This is a genomic window from Streptomyces sp. BE303 (assembly GCF_036290945.1).
Taxonomy (GTDB): Bacteria; Actinomycetota; Actinomycetes; order Streptomycetales; family Streptomycetaceae; genus Kitasatospora.
Window position 1 is genome coordinate 70610 of record NZ_JAQYWZ010000961.1, and the last position, 16769, is coordinate 87378.

Below are 16769 nucleotides of genomic sequence, written 5' to 3' on the forward strand. Positions count from 1 at the left end.
GCGGGTGAGCCGACATAACACGTCAACCCGGCGCTCTGAAATTTGCCCCGGACCGCGCATAGTTGATATAGGAGCGCGGCTCTGACCTGCCGCTTCGCAGATAAATGCGACGGGTTGTGATCGTTTGACTTCTTTGTGTCGACAACTCTCGCCATGTTCACTTTCGCCACCATTCGAGAGGTGGCGGAGATCACAAAGATCGTCTTGAACTGCGTGTCGCAGATCACAAGCTGACGGGCATAGGATGCGCTCGTTCCAGGCTTTGTGAACTGCCTCACATGAGGTGGATCACGGGAACTGGAACACCGGGTTCACCGCAGTGTGACCCGTCGGTTCCGATCTGCAGTCAAGGACGACTGGACGGAGGGAGCGGGGGCTATGAATGCCTACGCGCCGATCCTCGTACTCGGTGCCATCGCGGCGGCGTTCGCGGTCGGCTCCGTCGTGATGGCCTCACTGACCGGGCCCAAGCGGTACAACCGGGCCAAGTTGGAGGCGTACGAGTGCGGCATCGAACCGACCCCGCAGCCCGTGGGCGGCGGTCGGTTCCCGATCAAGTACTACCTGACGGCGATGCTCTTCATCGTCTTCGACATCGAGATCGTCTTTCTCTATCCGTGGGCGGTGAGCTTCGACGCCCTGGGGATCTTCGGACTGGTCGAGATGCTCCTGTTCATCGCCACTGTCTTCGTTGCGTACGCCTACGTCTGGCGGCGCGGCGGTCTGGAGTGGGACTGAGCCTGGAGCGGGACCGGGTGCCGGGCGGCCGCCGGAGCTTGTGAACGGGCGGACAAAGCCTGAACGGGCGGATGAACCACAGGACTTGAGGGCATTGAGAGGGATCTGATGGGAATCGAGGAGAAGCTGCCGAGCGGCTTTCTGCTCACGAGCGTGGAGACGGCCGCCGGCTGGGTGCGCAAGGCGTCGCTCTTCCCGGCCACCTTCGGGCTCGCCTGCTGCGCGATCGAGATGATGACCACGGGCGCGGGCCGCTACGACCTGGCCCGGTTCGGCATGGAGGTCTTCCGGGGCTCGCCCCGGCAGGCCGATCTCATGATCGTGGCAGGTCGCGTGAGCCAGAAGATGGCCCCGGTGCTGCGCCAGGTGTACGACCAGATGGCCAACCCGAAGTGGGTCATCTCGATGGGCGTCTGCGCCTCGTCGGGGGGGATGTTCAACAACTACGCGATCGTGCAGGGCGTCGACCACATCGTCCCGGTCGACATCTACCTGCCGGGCTGTCCGCCCCGCCCGGAGATGCTGATGGACGCGATCCTGAAGCTGCACGACAAGATCCAGCACGAGCCGCTCGGCGCGAACAAGCGCCGTGCCGAGGAGTTGGGCGAGGCGCTCGCGCTGCAGGCCACCCCGGTGAGCGAGATGCGGGGGCTGCTGCGATGAGCGACCAGGTACCCGAGACCCGGCGCGAGGAGCCGCGCCGCGAGATCCCGGTCGAGGTGGTCGGGCGCCGGCAGGGCATGTTCGGCGCCCAGGGCAGCGGTGACACCTCCGGCTTCGGCGGGCTGGTCGCCCCGATCGCGCTGCCGCCGGCCAGCGGACGCCCGTACGGCGGCTGGTTCGACGAGGTGGCCGACGAGCTGGAGGGCGCACTGGAGGAGCAGGGGCTCGACCCGGCCGACGTGATCGAGAAGACCGTCGTCGACCGTGCCGAGCTCACCTTCCACATCGCCCGCGAGCACCTGCTCCGCACCGCCCGCACCCTGCGCGACGACCCGGCCCTCCGGTTCGAGCTCTGTCTCGGTGTGAGCGGCGTGCACTACCCGGGCGACTCCGGGCGCGAGTTGCACGCGGTCTACCACCTGCGCTCGATCACCCACGGCCGGCTGATCCGGCTGGAGGTCACCGCACCGGACGCCGACCCGCGCGTCCCGTCCGTGGTGAGCGTCTACCCGACCAACGACTGGCACGAGCGCGAGGCCTACGACTTCTTCGGCCTGGTCTTCGAGGACCACCCGGCGCTCACCCGGATCATGATGCCGGACGACTGGCTGGGCCACCCGCAGCGCAAGGACTACCCGCTCGGCGGCATCCCCGTCGAGTACAAGGGCGCCCAGATCCCGGCGCCCGACCAGCGGAGGTCGTACAGCTGATGAGCACCCAGCACTACGAAGAGGCGCACCAGGAGGCGGCGGAGGCCGCAGCCCGGGAGACCACCGAGGGCCGGGTCTTCACGGTCACCGGCGGTGACTGGGGCGAGGTGGTCGAGGCCGTCGGCCGGGCCGACGACGAACGCATCATCGTCAACATGGGTCCCCAACACCCGTCCACCCACGGCGTGTTGCGACTCATCCTGGAGATCGACGGCGAGACGGTGACCGAGGCCCGCTGCGGCATCGGCTACCTCCACACCGGCATCGAGAAGAACATGGAGTTCCGCAACTGGGTCCAGGGCACCACCTTCGTGACCCGCATGGACTACCTGACTCCGCTGTTCAACGAGACCGCCTACTGCCTGGCGGTCGAGAAGCTGCTCGGCATCACCGACGACGTCCCGGACCGGGCCAGCGTCATCCGCGTCCTGATGATGGAGCTCAACCGGATCTCCTCCCACCTGGTCTGCCTGGCCACCGGCGGCATGGAGATCGGCTCCACCACGCTGATGATCTACGGCTTCCGGGACCGCGAACTGATCCTGGACGTCTTCGAGCTGGTCACCGGCCTGCGGATGAACCACGCGTACGTCCGCCCCGGGGGCCTCGCCCAGGACCTCCCGCCCGGCGCGGTGGACCAGATCCGCGAGGCCGTGAAGACCATCCGCTCCCGGATGCACGAGTACGACAAGCTCGCCACCGGCAACCCGGTCTTCAAGGCCCGCCTGGTCGACGTCGGATTCCTCGACCTGCCCGGCTGCCTCGCGCTCGGCGCCACCGGTCCGATCCTGCGCGCCACCGGCCTGCCCCACGACCTGCGCAAGACCGACCCGTACTGCGGCTACGAGAACTACGACTTCGAGGTCGCGGTCGCCGACGGCGCCGACTCCTACGGCCGCTTCCTGATCCGCCTGGAGGAGATGAAGGAGTCGCTGCGGATCGTCGAGCAGTGCCTGGACCGGCTCCGCCCCGGCCCGGTCATGGTGGCCGACAAGAAGATCGCCTGGCCGGCCCAGCTCGCCGTCGGCCCGGACGGGATGGGCAACTCGCTCGACCACATCCGGAAGATCATGGGCACCTCGATGGAGGCCCTGATCCACCACTTCAAGCTGGTCACCGAGGGCTTCCGGGTCCCGGCCGGCCAGGCGTACGCGGCCGTCGAGTCACCCAAGGGCGAGCTCGGCGTGCACGTGGTCAGCGACGGCGGGACGAGGCCGTACCGGGTCCACTTCCGGGACCCGTCGTTCACCAATCTGCAGACGATGGCGGCGATGTGCGAGGGCGGCCAAGTGGCCGACGTGATCGTCGCGGTGGCCGGGATCGACCCGGTGATGGGAGGCGTGGACCGGTGACAGACGTCCAGTTGGGGATGCCGGCGCTGCCGGCCGGGCCGTACCCCGAGGAGGTGCACGCCAGGCTGGCGGCCGACGCGAAGGAGCTGATCGGGCGCTACCCGGTGGCCCGGTCCGCGCTGCTGCCGCTGCTGCACCTGGTGCAGTCCGAGGAGGGCTTCGTCAGCCCGACCGGCATCCGGTTCTGCGCCGAGCAGTTGGACCTCACCACCGCCGAGGTCACCGCCGTCGCCACCTTCTACACCATGTACCGGCGCCGGCCCGCGGGCGAGTACCACGTCGGGGTCTGCACCAACACGCTCTGCGCGGTGCTCGGCGGCGACCAGATCTTCGAGGAGCTCCAGCAGCACCTCGACGTCACGAACAACGAGACCACCGAGGACGGCCGGATCTCGATCGAGCACATCGAGTGCAACGCGGCCTGCGACTACGCGCCCGTGGTGATGGTCAACTGGGAGTTCTTCGACAACCAGACCCCGGAGAGCGCCAAGCAGCTGGTCGACGACCTGCGGGCGGGCCGGGAGGCCCGGCCCACCCGCGGTGCCAAGCTCTGCTCCTTCAAGGAGACCGCCCGCATCCTGGCCGGCTTCCCGGACGAGCGCACCGGGGCCGTCGACGAGTCCGGCGCCGGCGGCGCCCCCTCGCTGGCCGGCCTGCGGCTGGCCCGCGGTGAGGCCCTGCCCGGCACCGGCGGTACCCGCGTCGTCTCGCCCCGTCACGAAGGGACCGAAGCGTGATGACCTCCGCCGAGCCGGCCGAGAAGCTGCTCACCCCGGTGCTCTCCGCCTCCTGGGACGACACCAGGCCATGGACCCTCGCCACCTACCGCCGCCACGCCGGGTACGAGGGGCTGAAGGCGGCCCTCGCGATGGCCCCGGACGAGGTGATCGCGCTGGTCAAGGACGCCGGCCTGCGCGGTCGCGGCGGCGCCGGGTTCCCCACCGGCATGAAGTGGCAGTTCATCCCCCAGAACGACGGCAAGCCGCACTACCTGGTGGTCAACGCGGACGAGTCGGAGCCGGGGACCTGCAAGGACATCCCCCTGCTCTTCGCCAACCCGCACTCGCTGATCGAGGGCATGATCATCGCGTCCTACGCGATCCGCTGCGACCACGCCTTCATCTACCTGCGCGGCGAGGTCGTCCCGGTGCTGCGCCGGCTGCAGGCCGCCGTCGCCGAGGCGTACGAGGCCGGGCTGCTCGGCAAGGACGCCCTCGGACCCGGCCTGGACCTGGACATCACCGTCCACGCCGGCGCCGGCGCGTACATCTGCGGCGAGGAGACGGCCCTGCTCGACTCGCTGGAGGGGCGCCGCGGCCAGCCGAGGCTGCGCCCGCCGTTCCCGGCCATCGCCGGTCTCTACGCCTGCCCGACGGTGGTCAACAACGTCGAGTCGATCGCGTCGGTGCCGCCGATCCTGGCCAAGGGCAAGGAGTGGTTCAAGGGCCTGGGCACCGAGAAGTCCCCCGGCTTCACGCTCTACTCGCTCTCCGGCCACGTCACCAACCCCGGCCAGTACGAGGCCCCGCTGGGCATCACCCTGCGCCAGCTGCTCGACATCAGCGGCGGCATCCGGTCCGGCCACCGGCTCAAGTTCTGGACCCCGGGCGGTTCCTCCACCCCGATGTTCACCGACGAGCACCTCGACGTCCCGCTCGACTACGAGGGGGTCGGCGCGGCCGGCTCGATGCTGGGCACCAAGGCGCTGCAGATCTTCGACGAGACCACCTGCGTGGTCCGTGCGGTCACCCGCTGGACGGAGTTCTACGCCCACGAGTCCTGCGGCAAGTGCACCCCCTGCCGCGAGGGCACCTACTGGCTGGTCCAGCTGCTCCGGCGGATCGAGGCCGGCGAAGGCGTCGCGGGGGACCTCGACAAGCTCCTCGACATCGCCGACAACATCAACGGCAAGTCCTTCTGCGCGCTGGGGGACGGTGCGGCCAGCCCGATCGTCTCCTCGCTCCAGCACTTCCGGGCCGAGTACGAGCAGCACCTCGCGGAGCGCCGCTGCCCCTTCGACCCGACCGCCTCCACCGTCTGGGCCGACGGCCCCCGCCCCGGCCACCAGTCCGCCACCGAAAGGGAGGTGCACGCGTGACGATCACAGAGCCAGCCACCTCCAAGGCCGCGGTCGAACTGGTCGCGCTCACCATCGACGGCGTCGAAGTGCAGGTCCCCAAGGGGACGTTGGTGATCCGGGCCGCCGAGCAGGTGGGCACCCAGATCCCGCGCTTCTGCGACCACCCGCTGCTCGACCCGGCCGGCGCCTGCCGCCAGTGCATCGTCGAGATCGAGGGCCAGCGCAAGCCGGTCGCCTCGTGCACCATCCCGGTGGCCGAGGGCATGGTGGTCCGGACGCAGGTCAGCTCGCCGGTCGCCGAGAAGGCGCAGCGCGGCGTGATGGAACTGCTGCTGATCAACCACCCGCTGGACTGCCCGGTCTGCGACAAGGGCGGTGAGTGCCCGCTGCAGAACCAGGCGATGTCGACCGGTGACACCGACTCCCGTTTCGAGGGGATGAAGCGCACCTACGAGAAGCCGGTCCCGATCAGCACCCAGGTGCTGCTGGACCGCGAGCGGTGCGTGCTCTGCGCCCGCTGCACCCGCTTCTCCCAGCAGATCGCCGGCGACCCGTTCATCGACCTGGTCGAGCGCGGCGCGCTCCAGCAGGTCGGTACCGGTGAGGGTGACGACTTCGCGTCGTACTTCTCCGGCAACACCATCCAGATCTGTCCGGTCGGCGCCCTCACCTCGGCGGCTTATCGTTTCCGCTCCCGCCCGTTCGACCTGGTCTCGTCGCCGAGCGTCTGCGAGCACTGCTCGGCGGGCTGCGCCCAGCGCACCGACCACCGGCGCGGCAAGGTGCTCCGCCGGCTGGCCGGCGAGGACCCGGCGGTCAACGAGGAGTGGAACTGCGACAAGGGCCGGTTCGCCTTCCGCTACGCCCAGCAGCGTGACCGGATCACCACCCCGCTGGTCCGCAAGGACGGCGAACTGGTCACCGCCTCCTGGCCGGAGGCGCTGGCGAGGGCGGCCGAGGGACTGCGCGGCGCCCGGGCCGGCGTGCTGACCGGCGGCCGGGTCACCGTCGAGGACGCCTACGCGTACGCGAAGTTCGCCCGCGTGGTGCTCGGCACCAACGACGTGGACTTCCGGTCCCGCCCGCACAGCGGTGAGGAGGCGGACTTCCTGGCCGCCGCCGTCGCCGGCCGCGGCGTCGACGTGGACGGCACCGGCGTCTCCTACGACGAGCTGGAGGCGGCGCCGGGCGTGCTGCTCGCCGGCCTGGAGCCGGAGGAGGAGTCGCCGATCGTCTTCCTGCGGCTGCGCAAGGCGAGCCTCGCCCGCGGACTGCGGGTCTTCTCGATCGCCACGCACGCGTCCCGGGGCCTGGCCAAGCTGCGCGGTGCGCTGCTGCCGGCGGCCCCCGGCACCGAGGCCGAGTGGCTGGCGGCGCTCGCCGCCGACGAGCCGCTCAACGACGACGCGGGCCGGGCCGCCGAACTGCTCCGCACCCCGGGCTCGGTCATCCTGGTCGGTGAGCGGCTGTCCGCCGCCCCCGGCGCGCTCACCGCGGCGCTCCGGCTGGCGCACGCCACCGGTGCCCGGATCGCCTGGGTCCCGCGTCGGGCCGGCGAGCGCGGTGCGGTCGAGGCGGGGGCGCTGCCCGGTCTGCTGCCGGGCGGCCGTCCGGTCGCCGCCCCGGCGGCCCGGGCCGAGGCCGCCGCCGCCTGGGGAGTGGCCGAACTCCCCTCCCGGCTGGGCCGGGACACCGAGCAGATCCTCGCGGCCGCCGCCCACGGCGAGCTGGACGCACTGCTGGTCGGCGGCGTCGACCCGGACGACCTGCCCGACCCGGCGCTGGCCGAGGAGGCGCTGGCCGCCGCACGGTTCGTGGTGTCGCTGGAGCTGCGGCCGTCCGCCGTCACCGCGCACGCGGACGTGGTGCTGCCGGTCGCCGCCGTCGCCGAGAAGGCCGGCACCTTCCTGGACTGGGAGGGCCGGGTGCGGATGTTCGAGGCCGCGCTCAAGCCGGACCAGCAGATGGGCCGCCACCTGCACCCGGACCTGCGGGTGCTGACCATGCTCGCCGACGCGCTGGGCCACCGGCTGGGGCTGCCCGACGTCCGGGCCGTCCGGTCGGAACTGGACCGGTTCGCGCCCTGGACCGGTGACCGTCCGGCCGCCCCGGCGGCCCACCCGGGTCTGCTGCCGCGGCCGGCCGCCGGCCAGGCGGTCCTGGCCGGCTGGCGGCTGCTGCTCGACCGCGGCACCCTCCAGCAGGGTGACCCGCACCTGGCCGGCACCCGGCACCCGGCGGTCGCCCGGATCTCGCCGACCACCGCAGAGGAGCTCGGCGCCGACGGCCCGCCCGTCGCGCTGCGGCTGACCGGCCCGGCCGGCTCGTTCGTCCTGCCGCTGGAGATCACCAAGGAGATGCCGGACCGCACGGTCTGGATCCCGCTCAACTCCACCCCGGGCGGCGCCTACCGCGCGCTCGGCACCACCATCGGCCACCTGGTCACCATCGCCGCGGCGGAGGCCATCGAGCCCGACGAGGAGGAGAAGTGAGTCTCGCCGCACTCGACGTCTCGGCGTTCGACGCCGCCGCGTCCCTGCTCGCGTCCCACGACGTCACCGCGTCCGCGGCGGCGGCCCAGGAGGTCGCCGCGTACGGGACGCTCGGCTTCTTCGGGCGCGACCCCTGGTGGCTGGTGCTGCTCAAGGCGGTCTTCTGCTTCGCCTTCCTGGTCGGCACGGTGCTCGTGGCGATCGTCTGGGAGCGCAAGGTGGTGGCCTGGATGCAGTTGCGCATCGGGCCCAACCGGCACGGCCCGTGGGGCCTGCTGCAGTCGCTCGCCGACGGGGTGAAGCTGGCGCTCAAGGAAGACCTGGTGGTCAAGAACGCCGACAAGGCGGTCTACATCCTGGCCCCGATCGTCTGCGCCATCCCCGCCTTCATGGCCTTCGCGGTGATCCCGTTCGGTCCGGCCGGTGACGAGGTGTCGATCTTCGGCACCCGGACGCCGCTCCAGCTGACCGACTTCCCGGTGGCGCTGCTCTACATCCTGGCCACCGCCTCGGTCGGTATCTACGGCATCGTGCTGGCGGGCTGGTCCTCCGGCTCGACGTACCCGCTGCTCGGCGGGATCCGCTCCTCGGCCCAGATGATCAGCTACGAGATCGCGATGGGCCTGTCCTTCGCGGCGGTGTTCATCTACTCGGGCTCGATGTCCACGTCGGAGATCGTCTCCTCGCAACAGCCGACCTGGTTCGCGGTGCTGCTGCCGGTGTCGTTCATCGTCTACATCATCGCGATGGTCGGGGAGACCAACCGGGCGCCGTTCGACCTCCCGGAGGCCGAGGGCGAGCTGGTCGGCGGCTTCAACACCGAGTACTCCTCGCTGAAGTTCGCGATGTTCATGCTCGCCGAGTACGTGAACATGGTGACCGTGTCGGCCGTCGCCTCCACGCTGTTCCTGGGTGGCTGGCGGGCTCCCTGGCCGGTCTCCACCTTCTGGGAGGGCGCCAACCACGGCTGGTGGCCGATGCTCTGGATCATCCTCAAGATCCAGCTGCTGCTCTTCTTCTTCATCTGGCTGCGCGGCACCCTGCCCCGGCTCCGCTACGACCAGTTCATGAAGCTGGGCTGGAAGGTGCTGATCCCGGTCTCGCTGGTCTGGCTGGTGATGGTGGCCAGTGTCCGGGCCCTGCGCAACGAGGGCTACGAGTTCGGCCAGGTGGTGCTCTACGTCGGAGCCCCGGTCGGCGTCCTCCTGCTGCTCGGCCTGCTCCGGGACGTCGTGCAGCGCAAGCCCGAACCCGAACAGGACGCCCCGGAACCCGTGTTCGACCCGATGGCGGGTGGGTACCCGGTGCCGCCGCTGCCCGGTCAGCAGCTTCCGCCGGTCCCGCGCCGGCGCAGCCGCGCCCCGAAGCAACTCCAGGACGCCCTCAACGGGGCCGACCATTCCGAAGGGAGCTGAACCGAGATGTCGTCCGACCAGAACGCCCGGGCCGACCGGCCCGAACCGACCGAGAAGCCGTCCGTCCTCGGGCCGGCCGCCGGCTTCGGCGTGACCTTCAAGGCCATGTTCAAGAAGCGGCTCACCGAGCAGTACCCGGAGCAGAAGAAGCCCACCGCTCCGCGCTTCCACGGCCGCCACCAGCTGAACCGGCACCCGGACGGTCTGGAGAAGTGCGTCGGCTGCGAGCTCTGCGCGTGGGCCTGCCCGGCCGACGCGATCTACGTCGAGGGCGCCGACAACCGGGACGACGAGCGCTACTCGCCCGGTGAGCGGTACGGCGCGGTCTACCAGATCAACTACGCGCGCTGCATCCTCTGCGGTCTCTGCATCGAGGCCTGTCCGACCCGTGCGCTCACCATGACCAACGAGTACGAGCTGGCGGACTCCTCCCGCGCCGACCTCATCTTCACCAAGGAACAGCTGCTGGTCGGCCTCTCCGAGGGCATGGTCGACAGCCCGCACTCGATCTTCCCGGGCACCGACGAGGGTGCGTACTACCGGGGCGAGATCACCGCGGCGGCGCCCGGGACGGTCCAGCAGGAGCGCACCGACCGGGAGAGGGAGGAGCTGTCGTGACCACCGCCCCCGCCACTCTCGCCGCCGTCACGGGCGCGACCTCCACCGGCGAGGCCGTGCAGTTCTGGGTCCTCGCGGTGATCGCCGTCGGCGGCGCGCTCGGCATGCTGCTGATGAAGAAGGCCGTGCACAGCGCGCTCTGCCTGGCCGCCACCATGCTCGCCCTGGCGGTCTGCTACATGGCCCAGGGCGCGGTCTTCCTGGGCGTGGTGCAGATCGTCGTCTACACCGGCGCGATCATGATGCTCTTCCTCTTCGTGGTGATGCTGGTCGGCGTGACCAGCGCGGACTCGCTGAAGGAACAGCTGAAGGGCCAGCGGTTCGCCGCCGTGTTCTGCGGCCTGGGCTTCGGGGTGCTGCTGCTCGCCGGGGTCGCCAACGCCAAGCTGGACACCTTCGTCGGCCTCGGCGAGGCCAACGCCGAGGGCAACGTCCAGGGCCTGGCCCGGCTGATCTTCACCAAGTACGTCTGGGCCTTCGAGGTCACCGGCGCACTGCTGATCACCGCCGCGATCGGCGCCATGGTGCTGACCCACCGCGAGCACGTGAAGCCGCCGAAGACCCAGCGCGAGCTGGCCGACCAGCGGGTCAGGGACAACCTCCAGCTCCCGCCGAAGCCGGCGCCCGGCGTCTACGCCCGGCACAACGCGGTCGACATCCCGGCCCTGCTGCCGGACGGTTCCATCGCCGAGGACTCGGTGATGGCGACCCTCCGCGAGCGCGGCCAGATCCGCGACGTCAGCCACGAGATGCTGGCGCGGATGGCCGAGCTGGAGTCCGCCACCGCCGACTGGCTGGGCCGCCCGCCGTCCGAGCGCCCGCCGGTGACCGGCCCGCGCAAGGCGCTGGAGCAGCCGGAGAACCGGCGCAGGACCCTTGAGCCGGTCCCGAACAACCACCCGGCACCCGACCACGACGAGGAGGGGGCGGAGTGAATCCGGTCAACTACCTCTATCTCTCCGCCCTGTTGTTCACCATCGGCGCCTCCGGTGTACTGCTCCGGCGGAACGCGATCGTCCTGTTCATGTGCGTCGAGCTGATGCTCAACGCCTCCAACCTGGCGCTGGTCACGTTCTCCCGCCTGCACGGCAACCTGGACGGCCAGATCATCGCGTTCTTCACCATGGTGGTCGCGGCGGCCGAGGTCGTCGTCGGCCTCGCCATCATCGTCTCCATCTTCCGGACCAGGCACTCCGCTTCGGTCGATGACAGCAACCTCATGAAGCTGTAGGCGGAGGGCCTTCGGTGAACTCACTCATTCCGCTGCTGGTCGCGGCTCCGCTGGCCGGCGCCGCCCTGCTCCTGCTCGGCGGCCGGGTATTCGACCGGTTCGGCCACTGGCTGGCCACCGCGCTCGCCGCCCTCTCCTTCGGCTTCGGCGTCGTCCTCTTCTCGGACATGCTGGGCCGGGAGGCCGAGGACCGCGCGCTCACCGAGCACCTGTTCAGCTGGATCCCGGTGAACGGCTTCCAGGCCGACATCGCCTTCCGGCTCGACCAGCTCTCGATGACCTTCGTCCTGCTGATCACCGGCGTGGGCACCCTGATCCACCTCTACTCGGTGGGTTACATGGCGCACGACGAGCGCAGGCGCCGGTTCTTCGCCTACCTGAACCTCTTCCTGTCGGCCATGCTGCTGCTGGTGACCGCCGACAACTACCTCCTGCTGTACTTCGGTTGGGAGGGCGTCGGGCTCGCCTCGTACCTGCTGATCGGCTTCTGGCAGCACAAGCCGAGCGCCGCCACCGCCGCGAAGAAGGCGTTCATCGTCAACCGCGTCGGTGACATGGGCCTCTCGATCGCGATCATGCTGATGTTCGTCGAGTTCGGCTCCTTCGCGTTCGAGCCGGTCTTCGGCGCCGCGGACCAGGCGAGCGAGGGCAAGCTGACCGCGATCGGCCTGATGCTGCTGCTCGCCGCCTGCGGCAAGTCCGCCCAGGTGCCGCTGCAGTCCTGGCTCGGGGACGCCATGGAGGGTCCGACCCCGGTCTCCGCCCTGATCCACGCGGCCACCATGGTGACCGCCGGCGTCTACCTGATCACCCGTTCCGGGGCGATCTTCAACCTGGCGCCGGACGCCCAGACCGCCGTGGTGGTGGTCGGCACGGTCACCCTGCTGTTCGGGGCGATCGTCGGTTGCGCCAAGGACGACATCAAGAAGGCGCTGGCCGGCTCGACCATGTCGCAGATCGGCTACATGATCCTCGCGGCCGGCCTCGGCCCGATCGGGTACGCCTTCGCGATCATGCACCTGGTGACCCACGGCTTCTTCAAGGCGGGGCTCTTCCTCGGCGCCGGGTCGGTCATGCACGGCATGAACGACGAGGTGAACATGCGTCACTACGGCGGTCTGCGGAAGTTCATGCCGATCACCTTCGTGACCTTCGGCCTCGGCTACCTGGCGATCATCGGGTTCCCCGGCCTCTCCGGGTTCTTCTCCAAGGACAAGATCATCGAGGCGGCCTTCGCCAAGGGCGGCACCGAGGGCTGGATCCTCGGTCTCTGCACCCTGCTCGGCGCCGCCGTCACCGCGTTCTACATGACCCGGGTGATGATCCTGACGTTCTTCGGCGAGCGCCGCTGGCAGCCGGACACCGAGGGCAACGACCCGCACCCGCACGAGTCCCCGAAGACCATGACCGCCCCGATGATCGTGCTGGCCTTCGGCTCGGTCTTCGCCGGTGCGATCTTCGCCTACAACAGCTCCTTCGTCACCTGGCTGGAGCCGGTCACCGGCCACTCCCACGGCGACTCGCCGCTCGGCGAGCTCACCGTCACCCTGCTCACCACCGCCTGCATGGTGGTCGGCGTCGCGGTCTCGTACCTGGTGTACGGCCGCTCCGCCGTCCCGGTGGTGCCGCCGTACGGCTCCCCGCTCACCCGGGCCGCCCGTCGGGACCTCCTCCAGGACGACTTCAACCACGCCGTCCTGGTCCGCCCCGGCTCGGCGCTCACCGCGGCGCTGGTCTACTTCGACAGCCGCGGCCTGGACGGCTTCGTCAACGGCCTGGCCGCCACCATCGGCGGCATCTCCAGCAGGCTGCGCCGGATCCAGAACGGCTACGTCCGGTCGTACGCGCTCTCCATGTTCGGCGGCACGCTGGTGCTGGTCGCCACGACTCTCCTGATGAGGTCCGTCTGATGGATTGGGATTACACACACCGTCGGGAGGTCCGGACATGAGCGCCCTGCTCACCGCCACGTGTGCCGTCCCGGCGGCCGGCGCGGTGCTCACCGCCGCCCTGCCCGCCGGGTCCACCGACGCCAGGCGGCGCACCACCAAGACCGTCGCGCTGGTCGTCTCCGCCGTCACCCTGGCGCTGGCCGTCGCGGTGACCGCGCAGTTCGACCCGGACGGCGCGCGCTACCAGCTGACCGAGTCGTACAGCTGGATCCGCTCCTTCGGCATCACCTTCTCGCTCGGCGTGGACGGCATCGGCGCGGTCCTGGCCCTGCTCACCGCCGTCCTGGTGCCGATCGTGATGCTCGCCTCCTGGCACGACGCCGACCCGGCGCCCGCCGGCCCGGACGGCACCTTCGAGAACAGGCGGCGCACCCAGGGCTTCTTCGCCCTGATCCTGGCGGTGGAGGCGATGGTCATCGTCTCCTTCTACGCCACCGACGTCTTCCTGTTCTACGTCTTCTTCGAAGCCATGCTGATCCCGATGTACTTCCTGATCGGCGGCTTCGGCGACCGGGCGGGCGGACCGGAGTCCGCCCGTCAGCGGTCCTACGCGGCCGTCAAGTTCCTGCTGTACAACCTGCTCGGCGGCCTGGTCATGCTGGCCGCGGTGATCGGCCTGTACGTGATCGCACAGGAGCAGGGCTTCGGCACCTTCGACCTGCAGACGCTGACCGGCGCGATCGCCGAGGGCCGGCTCCAGCTCAGCGGCACCGCAGAGAAGGCGCTCTTCCTGGGCTTCTTCTTCGCCTTCGCCGTGAAGGCCCCGCTCTGGCCGCTGCACACCTGGCTGCCGAACGCGATGGGCGAGTCCACCGCCGGGACGGCCGTCCTGATCACCGCCGTGGTGGACAAGGTCGGCACCTTCGCGATGCTCCGCTTCTGCCTCGGACTCTTCCCGGACGCCTCGAAGACCTTCGCCCCGGCGATCCTCGTCCTCTCGGTGATCGGGATCATCTACGGCGCGCTGCTGGCGATCGGCCAGAAGGACATCAAGCGGCTGGTCGCCTACGCCTCGATCTCGCACTTCGGCTTCATCATCATGGGCATCTTCGCGATGACCAGCCAGGGCCAGAGCGGCGCCACCCTCTACATGGTCAACCACGGCATCTCCACCGCCGCGTGGATGCTGGTGGCCGGCTTCCTGATCTCCCGTCGCGGCTCGCGGCTGATCGCCGACTACGGCGGCGTCCAGAAGGTCGCCCCGGTGCTCGCCGGGACGTTCCTGATCGGTGGCCTGGCCACCCTCTCGCTGCCCGGACTCGCCCCCTTCGTCAGCGAGTTCCTCGTCCTGGTGGGCACCTTCACCCGGTACCCCGCGGTCGGCATCGTCGCCACCTTCGGCATCGTGCTCGCCGCGCTGTACGCGCTGCTGCTGTACCAGCGCACCATGACCGGCCCGGTCAAGGCCGGGGTGGGCGGCATGCCGGACCTCAAGGTGCGCGAGCTCGTCGTCGTCACGCCGCTGCTGGCACTGACCGTCCTGCTCGGCGTCTACCCGAAGCCGCTCACCGACATCGTCAACCCGGCGGTCGACGCGACCCTCTCGCAGGTCCACCAGACCGACCCGGCGCCGGTCCACCCGGTCGCCGCCGACAACGCCACCGGCCACGGGACCTCCGGCAACGGGGCACCCGGGAGCGGGTCCGCCACCCCAGGAGGTGAGCACAAGTGAGCACCACCGGATGGCTCGCCGCCGCCGGCGGCAACACCCAGAGCATCCCCGCGCCGCATGTCGAGTACGGCCAGCTCTCGCCGATGCTGGTGGTGTTCGGCACCGCCGTGGCCGGCATCCTGCTGGAGGCCTTCCTGCCCCGCCGGTACCGGCACCGGGCCCAGGTTGTCCTCGCCCTGGTCGGTCTGGTCGGCGCGTTCACCGCCGTGGTGGTGCTCGCCTCGCAGGGCTACGGCTCCACCAAGTTCGACCTGCTCGCGATGGGCGCGGTGGCCCTGGACGGCCCGGCGCTCTTCCTCCAGGGCGTGATCCTGCTCGTCGCGGTGGTCGCGGTGCTGACCTACGCCGAGCGCGGCCTGGAGCCGAAGGCCGGGGGCGAACCGGCCGACGCGTTCGCGTCCCAGGCCTCCGCCACCCCCGGCGGTGAGCAGGAGCGCGCCGCGATCCGGGCCGGCTTCGCCACCAGCGAGGTCTTCCCGCTCACCATGTTCGCGGTCGGCGGCATGCTGCTCTTCCCCGCCGCCAACGACCTGCTGACCATGTTCGTCGCGCTGGAGGTCTTCTCCCTCCCGCTCTACCTGCTCTGCGCGCTGGCCCGGCGCCGCCGGCTGCTCTCCCAGGAGGCGGCGGTCAAGTACTTCCTGCTCGGCGCCTTCGCCTCGGCGTTCTTCCTGTTCGGCACCGCCCTGCTGTACGGGTTCGCGGGCACCGTGCGGCTCGGCGAGATCTCGGACGTCATCTCCGGCAAGGCACTGGCCACCCCGGCGCTGCTCTCCACCACCCAGAACGACGCGCTGCTGCTGGTCGGCCTGGCGCTGCTGGCGGTCGGCCTGCTCTTCAAGGTCGGCGCGGTGCCGTTCCACTCCTGGACCCCGGACGTCTACCAGGGCGCGCCGACCCCGGTCACCGGCTTCATGGCCGCCGCGACCAAGGTGGCCGCGTTCGGTGCGGTGCTGCGGCTGTTCTACGTGGCCTTCCCCGCCCTGCGGCTGGACTGGCGGCCGGTGATGTGGGGGGTGGCGATCCTCACCATGGTGGTCGGCGCGGTCCTGGCCGTCACCCAGCAGGACGTCAAGCGGCTGCTCGCCTACTCCTCGATCGCGCACGCCGGGTTCATCCTCACCGGCGTGATCGCCACCAACAAGCAGGGCCTGAGCTCGGTGCTCTTCTACCTGCTGGCGTACTCCTTCGTGACGCTCGGTGCCTTCGCCGTGGTCACCCTGGTGCGCGACTCCAAGGGCGAGGCGACCCACCTGTCGAGCTGGGCCGGCCTGGGCCGGCGTTCGCCGCTGGTCGCGGCGGTCTTCGCGCTCTTCCTACTGGCCTTCGCGGGGATCCCGCTCACCTCCGGCTTCACCGGCAAGTTCGCGGTCTTCCAGGCCGCCGCGGCCGGCGGGGCCACCCCGCTGGTGATCGTCGGTGTGCTCAGCTCCGCGGTGGCGGCGTTCTTCTACATCAGGGTCATCGTGCTGATGTTCTTCTCGGACCCGCAGCCGGGCGGTCCGACCGTCGCCATCCCGAGCGCCTTCACGGCGACCGCGATCGCCATCGGGGTCCTCGCCACGCTCGGCCTCGGACTGCTCCCGCAGTACTTCCTGGACCTGGCGTCGAAGGCCTCGATCTTCGTCGGCTGAGCGCGCGCCGAGCGCTCACCGGCCGTCCGGGCCGCGCCCCTTGCGCGCGGCCCGGACGCGTCGTCCCGGCATCCCCGCTGGCCAGCGCGGACGCCCCGACCATGACAGACCCGCACGCCCGTGCAGTGATCCACTCGCGACCGGATACCCTGCCTGTATGGCCAGCGGCGGCACTCAGGGACCAGGCCGCTAGATCGACCAGGGACAGAGGA

The 16769-nt window shown here is 70.4% G+C and carries 14 protein-coding genes; all 14 read left to right on the top strand.

Annotated elements, in window-relative coordinates:
- The first annotated feature begins 378 nt into the window (after positions 1-378).
- The gene (locus PUR56_RS42690) at positions 379-738 is read left to right on the top strand and encodes an NADH-quinone oxidoreductase subunit A (RefSeq protein ID WP_014137597.1); all 360 of its coding nucleotides are present in this window, start codon (positions 379-381) and stop codon (positions 736-738) included.
- 108 nt (positions 739-846) lie between these two features.
- Positions 847-1401 carry a NuoB/complex I 20 kDa subunit family protein gene (locus tag PUR56_RS42695; RefSeq protein ID WP_266271098.1) on the top strand — a complete coding sequence of 185 codons (555 nt, stop codon included), beginning with the start codon at positions 847-849 and terminating at the stop codon, positions 1399-1401.
- On the top strand, positions 1398-2111 hold the full coding sequence (locus tag PUR56_RS42700; RefSeq protein WP_329952970.1) for an NADH-quinone oxidoreductase subunit C: 714 nt from the start codon (positions 1398-1400) through the stop codon (positions 2109-2111). The genes PUR56_RS42695 and PUR56_RS42700 overlap by 4 nt, the downstream gene beginning before the upstream one ends.
- The gene (locus tag PUR56_RS42705; RefSeq protein ID WP_329883292.1) at positions 2111-3463 is read left to right on the top strand and encodes an NADH-quinone oxidoreductase subunit D; all 1353 of its coding nucleotides are present in this window, start codon (positions 2111-2113) and stop codon (positions 3461-3463) included. The genes PUR56_RS42700 and PUR56_RS42705 overlap by 1 nt, the downstream gene beginning before the upstream one ends.
- Positions 3460-4200, top strand: coding sequence for an NADH-quinone oxidoreductase subunit NuoE (gene nuoE / locus PUR56_RS42710; RefSeq protein ID WP_329883293.1), 741 nt, complete (start codon positions 3460-3462; stop codon positions 4198-4200). Before PUR56_RS42705 ends, nuoE begins: the two co-directional genes overlap by 4 nt.
- Positions 4200-5561 (top strand): NADH-quinone oxidoreductase subunit NuoF, encoded by a 1362-nt coding sequence (nuoF, locus tag PUR56_RS42715; RefSeq protein ID WP_329883294.1) that lies wholly within the window; start codon positions 4200-4202, stop codon positions 5559-5561. Before nuoE ends, nuoF begins: the two co-directional genes overlap by 1 nt.
- Positions 5558-8035 carry an NADH-quinone oxidoreductase subunit G gene (locus PUR56_RS42720; RefSeq protein ID WP_329952971.1) on the top strand — a complete coding sequence of 826 codons (2478 nt, stop codon included), beginning with the start codon at positions 5558-5560 and terminating at the stop codon, positions 8033-8035. The genes nuoF and PUR56_RS42720 overlap by 4 nt, the downstream gene beginning before the upstream one ends.
- A gap of 44 nt (positions 8036-8079) precedes the next feature.
- Complete coding sequence (gene nuoH, locus PUR56_RS42725) at positions 8080-9450, top strand: NADH-quinone oxidoreductase subunit NuoH (RefSeq protein WP_443034640.1); 1371 nt, start codon at positions 8080-8082, stop codon at positions 9448-9450.
- A gap of 6 nt (positions 9451-9456) precedes the next feature.
- Positions 9457-10068, top strand: a complete 612-nt coding sequence (gene nuoI / locus PUR56_RS42730) for an NADH-quinone oxidoreductase subunit NuoI (RefSeq protein ID WP_329883297.1) — start codon at positions 9457-9459, stop codon at positions 10066-10068.
- On the top strand, positions 10065-11003 hold the full coding sequence (locus PUR56_RS42735) for an NADH-quinone oxidoreductase subunit J (protein WP_329952973.1): 939 nt from the start codon (positions 10065-10067) through the stop codon (positions 11001-11003). Before nuoI ends, PUR56_RS42735 begins: the two co-directional genes overlap by 4 nt.
- Complete coding sequence (nuoK, locus tag PUR56_RS42740; protein WP_329883299.1) at positions 11000-11299, top strand: NADH-quinone oxidoreductase subunit NuoK; 300 nt, start codon at positions 11000-11002, stop codon at positions 11297-11299. The genes PUR56_RS42735 and nuoK overlap by 4 nt, the downstream gene beginning before the upstream one ends.
- 14 nt (positions 11300-11313) lie before the next feature.
- Positions 11314-13209 carry an NADH-quinone oxidoreductase subunit L gene (gene nuoL, locus PUR56_RS42745; RefSeq protein ID WP_329883300.1) on the top strand — a complete coding sequence of 632 codons (1896 nt, stop codon included), beginning with the start codon at positions 11314-11316 and terminating at the stop codon, positions 13207-13209.
- A 37-nt stretch (positions 13210-13246) separates the two neighbouring features.
- Positions 13247-14923, top strand: a complete 1677-nt coding sequence (locus PUR56_RS42750) for an NADH-quinone oxidoreductase subunit M (protein WP_329952974.1) — start codon at positions 13247-13249, stop codon at positions 14921-14923.
- Entirely contained in the window at positions 14920-16557 is a 1638-nt protein-coding gene (gene nuoN, locus PUR56_RS42755; protein ID WP_329952975.1) for an NADH-quinone oxidoreductase subunit NuoN, read from the top strand. The genes PUR56_RS42750 and nuoN overlap by 4 nt, the downstream gene beginning before the upstream one ends.
- Positions 16558-16769: the final 212 nt, after the last annotated feature.

Bases quoted from the DNA above. Each gene is read 5' to 3' on its own strand.
- PUR56_RS42690 (WP_014137597.1), top strand. From the start codon at position 379: ATGAATGCCTACGCGCCGATCCTCGTACTCGGTGCCATCGCGGCGGCG.
- PUR56_RS42695 (WP_266271098.1), top strand. From the start codon at position 847: ATGGGAATCGAGGAGAAGCTGCCGAGCGGCTTTCTGCTCACGAGCGTG.
- PUR56_RS42700 (WP_329952970.1), top strand. From the start codon at position 1,398: ATGAGCGACCAGGTACCCGAGACCCGGCGCGAGGAGCCGCGCCGCGAG.
- PUR56_RS42705 (WP_329883292.1), top strand. From the start codon at position 2,111: ATGAGCACCCAGCACTACGAAGAGGCGCACCAGGAGGCGGCGGAGGCC.
- nuoF (WP_329883294.1), top strand. From the start codon at position 4,200: ATGACCTCCGCCGAGCCGGCCGAGAAGCTGCTCACCCCGGTGCTCTCC.
- nuoI (WP_329883297.1), top strand. From the start codon at position 9,457: ATGTCGTCCGACCAGAACGCCCGGGCCGACCGGCCCGAACCGACCGAG.
- PUR56_RS42750 (WP_329952974.1), top strand. From the start codon at position 13,247: ATGAGCGCCCTGCTCACCGCCACGTGTGCCGTCCCGGCGGCCGGCGCG.